Raw genomic sequence first — 11783 nt, 5'->3', positions numbered from 1 at the left:
CTGTTTCTCCCATTTTTTTGTTTATAAAACTTCAAATACCCCTGCAGCACCCATTCCGCCACCGATACACATCGTGACGACACCGTACTGTTTGCCTTGACGCTTCAATTCATTGATTAATTTCAAAGTCAACACCGTGCCCGTTGCACCTAGCGGGTGACCCGTAGCGATAGCTCCCCCATTGACATTCACTTTGTTCGTATCGAGCCCAAGATGGCGAATGACCGCGAGTGATTGGGATGCGAATGCTTCATTCAATTCCCAAAGATCGATATCTTCAACAGACAGACCCGCAATCTTCAATGCTTTCGGAACCGCTTCAATCGGCCCGATTCCCATGATTTCAGGTGGGACACCGCCTACCGCAAATGAACGGAATTTTGCTAGCGGTTTCAATCCGCGCTGCTCCGCAACTTCGGAATCCATTAACAGGACAGTCGCTGCTCCGTCAGATGTCTGAGAAGCATTCCCCGCTGTAACAGAACCTTTCGCATTAAATGCTGGACGCAACTTGCCTAGTACTTCCGTTGTCGTTCCTGGACGTACCCCTTCGTCCATTTCGAACAATACGTGCTTTTCCTGATAATTCCCTTCAGCATCAACAAAACGTTTGACCACTTCGACTGGTACAATTTCATCGACAAACTTGCCCTCTTTAATCGCTGCTTCTGCACGCTTATGTGATTCCACTGCGAAAGCATCTTGATCTTCACGTGAAATACCGTATTTCTGCGCCACTTGTTCCGCTGTGTGGCCCATTCCCATATAATACTCCGGCACTTCTTCTGCTAATTTGAAGTTCGGGCGAATCGTATTGCCCATCATCGGTACCATACTCATCGACTCTACGCCGCCTGCGAGAATCGCTTCCGAATGACCAAGCATAATTCGTTCCGCTGCATAAGCGATCGACTGCAGGCCTGATGAACAGAAACGGTTAACCGTCACAGCAGGTGTCGTATCTGGCAACCCTGCAAGTGCGCCGATATTACGCGCTATGTTCATTCCTTGTTCTGCTTCAGGCATCGCACAGCCCATGATCAAGTCATCAATCGGCCCGTCGTATCCTCCTGCACGCTTCAATGTTTCCTTTATCGTCAACGCCCCGAGATCATCCGGACGGACAGTTGCCAAAGAACCTCTTCCAGCTTTACCAATCGGTGTTCGAGCACCGGCTACAATTACTGCTTCGCGCATTCTGTTTCCTCCTTTATCCTCTTCCTCATCAGTTACGTAACGGTTTGCCCTTCACAAGCATATGCTGCATACGCTGCTGTGATTTCGGCTCTGCCACCAAACTCAAAAATGCTTCGCGCTCGAGATCCAATAAATACTGCTCATCCACACGCGTACCGAATGGAACCTTGCCGCCCGAAATAACATATGCCAGCTTCTTGGCAATCTTCAAGTCATGGTCGCTAATGAAACCCGATAGATACATTCCTTCCGCAGCTAACAGCAATGTCGCGTAGCCTGAGTCGCCCGTGACGGGAACTTGCGTCTTTTTCGGTGGCACATAGCCTGCCTCATACAATGAAAGTGCCGCTTGCTTGGCATCGTAAATCTGATGATCCGCATTGACGCTCACTCCGTCCGCAAAGTCCAAGAAGTTGTTTTCACGCGCTTCATCAGCAGACGTTGAAACTTTCGCCATCGCAATGGATTCAAATACTTTATTGGCAATATTTTGGTAATCAATTGGCACACCATTCGGCAACCCTTTCAGATGCTTCTGATATAGGTTGACGTTTCCGCCGCCGCCAGGAATCAAACCGACTCCGACTTCCACAAGCCCCATATATGTTTCCATAGAAGCTTGGATATGAGCTGCTGGTAAACAAACTTCTGCACCGCCGCCTAGCGTCATTTGGAAAGGCGCTGCCACGACCGGCTTACCGCTGTATTTAATTTTCATCATTGCGTTCTGGAATGAACGAATAACGAAATCGAGTTCAAAGATATTGTCATCTTGTGCTTCCATCAAAATCATCCCGAGGTTTGCACCGACACAGAAGTTTTTCCCCTGATTTCCGATAACAAGTCCCTTGTAGCTCTTCTCCACTTCATCCACCGCGAAGTTGATCATCTGAATGATATCCAGTCCGATTGCATTGGATTGGGAGTGAAACTCTAACAATGCCACCCCGTCCCCCAAGTCTATCAAGCTAGCGCCTGAGTTCTTCTTGATGACACCATGTTTCTTTTTATAGCGCTTCAAGTCAATCGCCTTTTCATTCATTTGAACTGGTGTGTACTCTGCGCCATCGAAATAGTAGAGATCTCCGTCTTCTTCCTTATAGAAAGTTTCATAGCCTTTGTCTAGTAATGACTGAACAAAAGTAGGAATCTCTTTCCCCTGTTCTTTCAACAGTTCTACGGATTTACGGACACCGATTGCATCCCAAATTTCAAATGGACCTTGTGACCAGCCGAAGCCCCACTTCATCGCATTATCAATCGCTACAATGTCGTCTGCGATTTCACCATGAAGTTCAGCGGCATACAGCATCGCAGGTGTCAATGTGTGCCACAAAATTTCACCTGCACGGTCTTTTGCGTAGATCAATGTCTTCACTTTATTGGCAAGCCCTTTTTGCTGTTTCGCCATTTCAATTGAAGACGCTTTCATTTTCTGCGTAGGTACATATTCGAAGGTTTTGAGATCCAGTTCTAAAATTTCGCGACCCTCTTTTACATAGAAACCTTGTTTCGCTTTTGCACCGATCCAACCATTTTCGACCATTTTCGTAACAACGTCGGGCAGTTCAAAAATTCGTTGTTCTTCACCTGTCGTTTGATCATAGACATTTTTCGCAACATGCGCGTATGTGTCTAGTCCAACTACGTCCAATGTACGGAATGTTGCCGATTTCGGGCGTCCAATCAATGTCCCCGTAACAGAATCAATCTCACCGATCGAATAACCGCGTTCCAGCATTTCATGCAATGTCACTTGCAAACCGTAGGTCCCAATGCGGTTCCCAATGAAGTTCGGAGTGTCTTTTGCAATAACTACGCCTTTACCGAGACGATTTTCACCGAATGTCGTCATGAAATCTACAACTTCAGGCGCTGTAGTTTGCGTTGGAATAATCTCTAGTAATTTTAAGTATCTTGGTGGATTAAAGAAATGTGTACCAAGGAAGTGCTTTTGGAAATCTTCCGAACGTCCTTCTGCCATTGCTTCAATGCTAATCCCCGATGTATTAGAAGAAATGATCGTGCCTGGCTTTCTTACTTTTTCGATCTTTTCATATAAACTCTTTTTAATATCCAAGTTTTCAACGACTACTTCAATAACCCAATCTACTTCTTGCAGTCGTTCCAAGTCGTCCTCAAAGTTCCCTGGAGTAATTAATGATAGATTTCTCTTTGTTGTCAGAGGAGCTGGTTTTTGTTTCAACAATTTGTCCAATGCCGTAGCTGCAAACTTATTACGGAATTTCGGATCTTCGTACGTTAAACCTTTCGCTTCGTCATCGGCACCCAATTTCGGTGGTACGATATCCAGCAAAAGAACAGGAATCCCAATATTGGCTAAATGTGCTGCAATACCAGAACCCATAACACCAGATCCCAAAACTGCCGCTTTTCTAATTTGATAAGTCACGTGCAATCCTCCCTTTATCTTTGAATGAACACTCATTCATTTATAGCGTAAAAAAAATACGCGTTGCTTATAAATACTAGTGTAAATCATTTGAAACTATTTCGCAATATTTAAATCGTATTTAATCAGACTTTTTAAAATGTATTGAAAGAAGCAATAAAATACCCAACTACTTCAAAACATTGTACACTATCATATGAATGGAGGCGAGCATACATGAAAGAAATAAAATCGACAGAAGAATTCAATAACATTATAGCTAGTGACAATCCGGTCCTTGTAAAATTTGAAGCAGATTGGTGCCCGGACTGTAAACGGATGGATATGTTCATTGATCCAATCGTAGAAAAATATGATACATACACATGGTATGAAGCAGACCGTGATGTGTTACCAGAAATCGCAGAAAAATATGAAGTGATGGGCATCCCCAGTTTATTGATTTTCAAAGACGGAGAAAAGCACGCACATTTACACAGTGCAAATGCAAAATCACCTCAACAAGTAACTGAATTTCTTGATGAAGTGAAAATTTAATGATAAACAGCGCTGACTTCTGTCAGCGCTGTTTCTGCCTATAGGAGGCGATCATTTTGTCTAAATTTATTGAAGTACAAGGTAAATCCCAACACGACATAGATATTAAACCGCCCTATCGCGCTTCCGCTTGCGGTCCTGTCACAGCCTTCGTGTTATTGCGGCATCTTTTTCCTTCCCGTCAACTTCCTGACATCAACGAATTGTATCGTCAACTCGGCGGAACAAAAATCGGGTTGCCCACATGGCGTTTCATCCGAAACCTTGATCGAATGCTTGGTCCAGACTGGCACGTAAAAGTGTGTGATGTGAAAGAAGCGATGCATCAACTTGAAGAAGGCCGTCCTGTCGCATTGAAGTTCGATAAATGGTTCCGATTAAAATGGCGAGGTCGTTTTTCATATGACTATCATTGGGTTGTACTAGTCGGCTATGACTATATAGAAGGTATCTTGCATCTGCTCGTCCATGACAACGGAGGCAGAAATCGACCGAGCATCGTTCAAACCATCCCTTATGAGCCGAATAAAAAAATCCTGACTTTTGTCAAAATCGAACCGTCAAAACGGTGAAACGGAAAGCCCTTGCCGTGCAATCAATGAATAACCTTGCTGATTCATCAGTCTCGCTCGGTCTTCCGTAAATTCCGGTATGATCAATTGCTCGAGTGGATCGTCCAGCGTCAATTCACAATGGATCGTTGCCAGCTCTCTTGAAAGCATGAGCATCTCTCCATCCGCATCGATCTTCTTTCGCACCCCTGCAGTCAATTCTTCCCGCGCGGCGAGCACCCCGTCTACAGACCCATATTGCTGAATTAACTTCAATGCAGTCTTCGGGCCAATCCCCTTCACTCCTGGATAACCATCACTCGAATCCCCAGTAAATGCTTTCATATCAATAAACTGAGCTGGAGTAATCCCATACTCTTCTATAAAACGCGCTTCATTGTATTCATCATACTGCGTATATCCCTTTTTCGTGAACGCGATGGACACATCAGGTCCGAGTAGCTGCAATAAATCCTTATCTCCCGAAACGATTGTCAGTTTCGCCTCATTTTTCCACGTTTTAATCATCGACCCGATTAAATCATCCGCTTCCATATTCGGAATGCCGTAATTTTTCCATCCTAACGTTTCCGATACTTCCCTTGCCATATCAAATTGGGGAACCAACTCAGGCGCCGGTGCTGGTCGATGCGCTTTATAATCCGCAAATAGTTCATTACGAAAAGTTTTTGCTCCCATATCCCAGCAAACCGCCATATGTGTCGGCTGAAATATCGAAATCGCGCTCATTGTATGGCGTGCAAATCCTTGTACTCCGTTTGTTGGAATATCATTCGCATTGCGAAAAAATTGGCCGCTATGTGCCGTCGCAAAAAACGAACGAAACAACAAAGCCATTCCGTCGATCAGTAAAATATGAGGTTTTGTTTCATTCATTCTTGTCCACTTCCTTTCCTCTAGTCTATCACAGCACGTTTGTTAATAAAGAGAAAGTCAAAAGCCCCGATTGTTGCATATGATAGAGCGAGCAGAAAAGGAGTGATGTTTTGAATCCACAAGATGAATATATGTGGTATCCGCAGCAAAATTGGTCTGGCAATAGCTTTACCGGGTTCCCGGGATGGAATTCTCCGCCTTTTGGTCCGTCATTTCCGCCTTGGCAACCTGGATTCCCAGGACAGCCAAATTTCCCGAGCTTTCCAGGGTTTCCATCTCAACCGGGATTTCCGGGACAGCCAAGTTTTCCAAATCAACCTGGACCGCCCGGACAAGGAGGCCAGGCAACGGCACCCACCACACCACCGCCAAACCAAATACCCAGTTATCCAGACGTTCAATTATTTGCAGTAGATCCAGGAGCCATCTCAGGCTGTCTGTTCCGATTCACCTATGTTTGGACTTCGAGATTTAGAGGGTTCTGGTTCTATCCAACCTTCGTCGGCAGAACATCTGTCGCAGGCTTCCGTTGGGACTCACGCAGAAGGCGCTGGGAATTCTTCGGGATCGATTTACAACGCATCGATTCATTCCGATGTACGTGAAGAAGATACAACGAAATGTTTGGCAGTGTTTTAAAAAAGAAGGAGTGATGTTTTGAATCAGTCAGATGGACATATGTGGTATCCGCAATTGCCTGAAGGGTATCCAGGTCAGCAATATGAAGCATATCATCATACGAATCGTCCCTCACAATTTCCACCTCATCAACAAGGATGGCCAGGTGGCGGTTATCCCGGTGGAGGTGTACCAGGTTATCCACCTCCCGGACAGTCGTATCCACCTTGGCAACCTGGTTATCCCGGTCAACAACATGGATTTCCAAATCAACCCGCTTTTCCTGGATATCCTTCCCAACCTAATTATCCAGGTTTTCCTGGACAGCACGGGCAACACGGTGGTCAAAATCAACAAGGTCCACCAACATCACCACCGCCGAGCCAGACACCGAACTATCCCGACGCACAATTACGTGCAGTCGACCCGGGCGGCATAGCAGGATGTCTATACCGCTACACGTACATTTGGACTTCTAGAATCAAAGGATTCTGGTATTATCCAACCTTTGTCGGCAGAACCTCGATCGCCGGTTATCGCTGGGACCCGCGTCATTATCGATGGGAATATTATGGTATGGATTTGAAACATGTAGATACTTTTCGTTGTACTTGAAGAAAACCTGGCGGAACTTCGCCAGGTTTTTTTGATTAGATGTGAGCACATCTAGTGTAAAAATAGAAGATAGGCAGTGAGTAAGCCAAACGCAATACAGACAATGACCGCACTATACATATTGGAGGAATGCTTAATAGAAGCAGGCAGAATTTCCTTCATCGTCACCATATAGATCGAGCCGACCGTTACACTTAATAAAAAAGCTGCCAGTAAATTGCTTTGCATGCCCATCCAATTGCCGATGAATGCCCCTAACGCAACAGGGGCTGCAATGAAAACAGATAGAAGAAACAACTTATAAAGTCGCACCCCTGCAACAAACAAAGGTGTAAATAATATCATACCTTCAGGAATATTATGCAAAATTAATGCCTGCAACAACGCTAGACCAAAGGGAAAATGCTCACTAGTTGCCAAAACCATACCCATCGGCAAATTATGCATTGAAAGGATCAACACCAAAAATACACCCATACGAAGACTTTGACGGTGATCATTCTCCTTTGAATGTACCCTATTCCGATAAAACACTAGATGAATGATCTCAAACAGAAGTACACCTACTAAGAAACCAAATACAAAAACGAGAAAATTTCCTAGCTCTATGGCTTCCGGCGTGATTTCCACACTAAGTAAGGATAGCAATAATCCCACACACACAGCATAAATTGCACCCACACTTCTCTGAAATCTATTAATTAACGCTACAATAACACCGCCTACATTAACACCAGCAACTGTTGATAGAAAACCAATCAACCAGATAGGTACCAATAAACCATCCTTTTGTCGTTTGTCTTTATGTTTATATGGGAAGGCAGCCAAGATTATGCTTTAATTTCATGCGACTAAACAAAAATGAAATGTTTAATTGTCATTGATCCATTTAATCGTTCTACCGCCGTTTCATGCTGCGGATTATACTTTTTGATTCCTTGTCTACGCGATACGATTCGATGATTTTTTGCAAGGCTTTGTTATAAGTGAACTTATCTAATGAATTGTTACTCCCCAGATATTCCATTGTCGGTTCAGGAAGCTTCACGTAACACATAGAAAGCGCCCAAGCAACTGCCATTTTGACGTAATAGCCGTCATGTTCTATATGATCCAGTAAAGCGAGCACCTTCCCTATATAAAGCGGTTCAATATAATAGTTTAGAAGCATAACAACTCCAAACCGAAGCTCATAGTCTTTATCCGAAGTCAGATAAGATTGCAAAAATGTCCAAACACGTTCTTTATGGTTCTTTGTAACTTTAAGTGTTGTACAAAAACTATCGCATACTGACCAATTATCGATTTTAGGAATAAAAGCCGCTACATATGAAAGTACTTCTTCAATATCAGCATTCACATAACCAATGACCAGTCCCTGCAGCATGACTTCTTCGAAATATTCGTCTTCTGCCGTTTCAAGATATGTACGCCAGTCATCTTTCACTATCCGTTTTGCGAGTTTGCGAAGTTCCGGCATTCGCACACCTAATACATTGTCGATATTCGGGATAAGTGCTGAGGCAAACTTTTGGTAATCCGTGTCGATGCACTCATGTATTTGTTTTCGGATCGTATTTTGCATTGGAACTCTCCTATACTTTGATTTCATTATTTGTAAGTACCAAAATTTGATAACGTTCTTCGATATGTACCAACTATACAAGATAAGCTAAAGAATGGGTCAATATCAACTGCGCGTTGCTTTTCGTTCCAGGCCGACGCTTTACACTCCAAGCGACTGAGAATTACAAAGTATAAAATCATTTATTCAACTTATATAATATTATTATCCGTCAAAAAAAGACAAATTGTTATGTAGACTATGCAGCAAATACGATTATTTGCTGCATCGTTCTTCCTACTGTATTTCATGAAGCTTGTTCGCAACCAACGCTACATCTTCCGCAAGCAACGGATATAGATTCGGCCGGCGTCTCACAGCGAGCGGATGGTAGGCCACGGCTGTTTGATATCCTCTTACTTCATGCCAAGTACCACGTAATCCTTTTACTTCAACTTCTGGATTTCCGAAAAAAGATTGTACGGCAACATTTCCCAAACATAATATAAGTGCTGGCTTTTGTTTGATTAATTGTTCTTCTAAATGTTGCATACAGATAGTTCGAGTTCGCTCTTTATCATACTTTCGTAGCGGTCTTCTTTTTAGAATATAGGTTACATACAGCTGATCTTGATGTAGGCCAGCTTCATAAACCGCTTTCTGTAAAGTTTGCCGTGTTCCGCAAACCATCGGGCTCCCTTCCCGACCTTCGCGAGCACCCGGATTATCGAGAACGATCATGATGGGTGCATTCGAATTCCCTTCACCCCAAACCATTCTTGATCCTTGGCAATAAAGACCGCATTCTTGGCAATCAATCTGACTCTTTGGCGTTGGTTCTTCAGGCCATATTTCGGGACAGAATGAATTCATTTGTTTCACTCTCCTATTGAAATAGAGTTCCACCTTTCGATTGAACTATACAAATAACGATAATTAGATAAAATATATTATCAGGTTTTTAATTCGGCAGCTTACCCTATTTCATTTTAATAAAATGATGTGATATGACATAACGGAAAGCTTTTTTTCATACACTATATTTGGGGTGAAAAAATGCCAAGAGTAAAATACCGAGATTCAGACATTGATTTAATGGCCAGGATGATGAGGGCAGAGGCTGAAGGTGAAGGTAAACAAGGCATGTTGTACGTTGGAAATGTAATTGTGAATCGGGCTATAGCAGATTGTTTAGACTTTAACGACGTCCGATCAATAAACGATGTCATTTTTCAAATACAAGGAGGAAATTATTCATTTGAAGCAGTTCAAAAAGGAAACTTGTTTTATCAACGAGCAAGATCTTCTGAAAAAAAATTAGCGAAGCAGAATCTGGACTATTGGAGAGAACATCCAGCGCACTTCGCCCTTTGGTACTTTAATCCATACGCTCCCTGTCCTCCAACATGGTATGGTCAACCGTTTACTGGCCAATTTAAAAGCCATTGTTTTTATGAGCCAGCACCGGGAACATGTGAGAGCGTTTATATTGGTTAATTGATTTAAACGAGGATCAGTTGAAACAAACAACAAACCTTTACTATTCCTTTGTTTTATATACTACATTCTCATAAATGAAAAGGGAATTTCCTGGTTCCAGGAGTTCCCTTTTTTATGCTCTGTTTTTGATTTTCGGACAACAAACCAAAAACCCTCCAGTCATCTATTATTCTGGAAGGTTTCTTTGTGTGATTTATGGAGATTGTAGAAGTCATTCTGGACTAATTGCGGACTCTTATCTTTATGATGGATTTAAATATTTTCACGATATTATACTGTGTCATAGACCTTTTCAAATTCAAACCCATCATATTGATTGGCGGCCACTTCATCACAAATTTTACGGTAATTATCAAGCCCCCCAACATAGATCACAAATCCTCTTTGAGTTCCATCGATATTGGCTCCTGTATACCATGAATTCGTATGTGGGAATAATGTGCTGTTTGCTATATCATCACATTGCTTCCCCCATGTTATTTCTGCTTGTCTTTGCGCTTCAATCGTTTGTAAACCATTGGACTCAATATAGCCTATACACTGATCTATCCAATCTACATGCTGTTCAATTGCAGATGGCATGTTCGTAAGAACCGATGGACTTTGCGGCCCTGTTATCATAAAGAAGTTCGGGAAATTTTCCATCGTCAATCCAAGATATGTTTTAACTTCTCGTCCTTCTCCCCATTTTTCTTGTATCGTTTGTCCATTACGACCCTGTATATTTAATTTTAAAAGAGAGCCCGTCATCGCTTCATATCCAGTCGCAAAAACTATGACATCACATTCAATCGTTTCATTGCGAAGTTTTACGCCATTTTCTACAACACATTCTATCGGATTGTCTTTTAAAGGAACTAGATGAACATGCTCTTCGTTAAACATCTCATAAAAATTTGTTCCAATAATTAAACGCTTTGTTGTAATATAATAATCCGGATGTAACTGCTTTGCTGTATGTTCATCTTTTATAATTTCATCAATTTTATTTCGGACAAACTGCGAGACTACAAAATTTGTTTCCTTATTGACGCCAACGTCCGGATATACAGCCCCTAACGCAAGTCCTCCTGTTTTCCACACATGATCTAATGTTTCTTTTTGTTTTTCTGCTGAAAATTCTATTGCTGATTTTCCTGTCGTGGACAAGTGTATGCCACCAGGGGTTGTAAAGAAAGCATCTCGAATCTTAGGATAATTGTTAAATGCATCTTCTTGTTGTTCTTTACTTAATGGATGATTACGCGCCTCAGCCACATAATGAGGAGTGCGCATCAATAGCGTGAGCTCTTTTGCTTCCTTTGCTATTTCTTGCATGGTCTGAACTCCGCTTGAGCCATTACCAATGACTACAACTCGTTTACCGGTGAAGTCGACTTTTGAATGCGGCCAACGCCCTGTATGATACTTTTCACCGCGAAATGTATCGACACCTTTAAACGGCGGTATATTTGTCGTGGATAAACATCCAACCCCGCTGATGAAATACTTAGCTTCAAATTTTTCATCTGTGTCAGTCTTAACTTCCCAACTTTTCGTCTCGTCATTAAAGGATGCTTCCATCACGCGCGTTTTAAATTGAATATCAGGTCGTAAATCAAGCTCGTCTGTGACAAAATTCAAATACTCCAAGATTTCTGGTTGAGAGGCATACCGATCCTTCCAGCTCCATTTCTTATACAACTCTTCGGAAAATGTAAAATTATAAAAAATAGAATCAGAATCGCATTTTGCTCCAGGGTAACGGCTCCAATACCACACTCCGCCGACTCCATCTGCAGCCTCTATTACACGGACAGATAGTCCACGTTCTCTCAGCTTGTGCAGCATATACAGCCCAGCAAAACCGGCTCCTACAACTATTGCATCATATTGTTTAGCTTCCATTCTT

The 11783-nt window shown here is 42.6% G+C and carries 12 protein-coding genes; 5 read left to right on the top strand and 7 right to left on the bottom strand.

The window, feature by feature from the left end:
* Positions 1-21: 21 nt before the first annotated feature.
* Together B5D59_RS11325 and B5D59_RS11320 are read right to left on the bottom strand one after the other, a co-directional pair.
* Complete coding sequence (locus B5D59_RS11325; RefSeq protein ID WP_078818019.1) at positions 22-1197, bottom strand: acetyl-CoA C-acetyltransferase; 1176 nt, start codon at positions 1195-1197, stop codon at positions 22-24.
* Positions 1198-1225: 28 nt separating this feature from the next.
* Positions 1226-3610, bottom strand: a complete 2385-nt coding sequence (locus B5D59_RS11320; protein WP_078818018.1) for a 3-hydroxyacyl-CoA dehydrogenase/enoyl-CoA hydratase family protein — start codon at positions 3608-3610, stop codon at positions 1226-1228.
* 216 nt (positions 3611-3826) lie between these two features.
* On the opposite strand from B5D59_RS11320, the gene B5D59_RS11315 reads away from it, so the two are divergent.
* Both B5D59_RS11315 and B5D59_RS11310 read left to right on the top strand, forming a co-directional pair.
* Positions 3827-4147 (top strand): thioredoxin family protein, encoded by a 321-nt coding sequence (locus B5D59_RS11315; protein ID WP_009498153.1) that lies wholly within the window; start codon positions 3827-3829, stop codon positions 4145-4147.
* 56 nt (positions 4148-4203) lie between these two features.
* Positions 4204-4719 carry a C39 family peptidase gene (locus B5D59_RS11310; protein ID WP_009498154.1) on the top strand — a complete coding sequence of 172 codons (516 nt, stop codon included), beginning with the start codon at positions 4204-4206 and terminating at the stop codon, positions 4717-4719.
* Here the strand turns inward: B5D59_RS11310 and B5D59_RS11305 are convergent.
* The gene (locus tag B5D59_RS11305; RefSeq protein WP_009498155.1) at positions 4708-5595 is read right to left on the bottom strand and encodes a 5'-3' exonuclease; all 888 of its coding nucleotides are present in this window, start codon (positions 5593-5595) and stop codon (positions 4708-4710) included. The two genes, B5D59_RS11310 and B5D59_RS11305, sit on opposite strands and share 12 nt — an antisense overlap.
* Positions 5596-5705: 110 nt before the next feature.
* Here B5D59_RS11305 and B5D59_RS11300 point away from each other — a divergent pair, with 110 nt between their 5' ends.
* Together B5D59_RS11300 and B5D59_RS11295 are read left to right on the top strand one after the other, a co-directional pair.
* Entirely contained in the window at positions 5706-6200 is a 495-nt protein-coding gene (locus B5D59_RS11300) for a hypothetical protein (RefSeq protein ID WP_009498156.1), read from the top strand.
* 52 nt (positions 6201-6252) lie between these two features.
* Entirely contained in the window at positions 6253-6828 is a 576-nt protein-coding gene (locus B5D59_RS11295; protein WP_078818017.1) for a hypothetical protein, read from the top strand.
* Between the two features lie 51 nt (positions 6829-6879).
* Here the strand turns inward: B5D59_RS11295 and B5D59_RS11290 are convergent, their stop codons facing one another.
* From B5D59_RS11290 to B5D59_RS11280, 3 genes are all read right to left on the bottom strand, one after another.
* A complete protein-coding gene (locus tag B5D59_RS11290) occupies positions 6880-7605 on the bottom strand; it encodes a ZIP family metal transporter (RefSeq protein ID WP_245799507.1) in 726 nt (241 codons plus the stop codon).
* A 121-nt stretch (positions 7606-7726) separates the two neighbouring features.
* The gene (locus tag B5D59_RS11285) at positions 7727-8413 is read right to left on the bottom strand and encodes a DNA alkylation repair protein (RefSeq protein ID WP_078818016.1); all 687 of its coding nucleotides are present in this window, start codon (positions 8411-8413) and stop codon (positions 7727-7729) included.
* Positions 8414-8689: 276 nt separating this feature from the next.
* Entirely contained in the window at positions 8690-9265 is a 576-nt protein-coding gene (locus tag B5D59_RS11280; RefSeq protein WP_078818015.1) for a uracil-DNA glycosylase, read from the bottom strand.
* 183 nt (positions 9266-9448) lie between these two features.
* Here B5D59_RS11280 and B5D59_RS11275 point away from each other — a divergent pair, with 183 nt between their 5' ends.
* Complete coding sequence (locus B5D59_RS11275) at positions 9449-9889, top strand: cell wall hydrolase (RefSeq protein WP_078818014.1); 441 nt, start codon at positions 9449-9451, stop codon at positions 9887-9889.
* A gap of 273 nt (positions 9890-10162) precedes the next feature.
* Here the strand turns inward: B5D59_RS11275 and B5D59_RS11270 are convergent, their stop codons facing one another.
* Positions 10163-11779: a flavin-containing monooxygenase gene (locus B5D59_RS11270; protein WP_078818013.1), complete on the bottom strand. Its 1617-nt coding sequence runs from the start codon at positions 11777-11779 to the stop codon at positions 10163-10165.
* Between the last annotated feature and the right edge of the window lie 4 nt (positions 11780-11783).

Source organism: Sporosarcina newyorkensis, assembly GCF_900167515.1.
Lineage (GTDB): Bacteria > Bacillota > Bacilli > Bacillales_A > Planococcaceae > Sporosarcina > Sporosarcina newyorkensis.
Note: the sequence above shows the minus strand (reverse complement) of the source record. Positions and strands in the feature narration are given on the sequence as shown.

Excerpts from the sequence above, each read along its gene's own strand:
- B5D59_RS11325 (WP_078818019.1), bottom strand. The coding sequence starts at position 1,197 with ATGCGCGAAGCAGTAATTGTAGCCGGTGCTCGAACACCGATTGGTAAA.
- B5D59_RS11315 (WP_009498153.1), top strand. The coding sequence starts at position 3,827 with ATGAAAGAAATAAAATCGACAGAAGAATTCAATAACATTATAGCTAGT.
- B5D59_RS11305 (WP_009498155.1), bottom strand. The coding sequence starts at position 5,595 with ATGAATGAAACAAAACCTCATATTTTACTGATCGACGGAATGGCTTTG.
- B5D59_RS11285 (WP_078818016.1), bottom strand. The coding sequence starts at position 8,413 with ATGCAAAATACGATCCGAAAACAAATACATGAGTGCATCGACACGGAT.
- B5D59_RS11280 (WP_078818015.1), bottom strand. The coding sequence starts at position 9,265 with ATGAATTCATTCTGTCCCGAAATATGGCCTGAAGAACCAACGCCAAAG.
- B5D59_RS11275 (WP_078818014.1), top strand. The coding sequence starts at position 9,449 with ATGCCAAGAGTAAAATACCGAGATTCAGACATTGATTTAATGGCCAGG.
- B5D59_RS11270 (WP_078818013.1), bottom strand. The coding sequence starts at position 11,779 with ATGGAAGCTAAACAATATGATGCAATAGTTGTAGGAGCCGGTTTTGCT.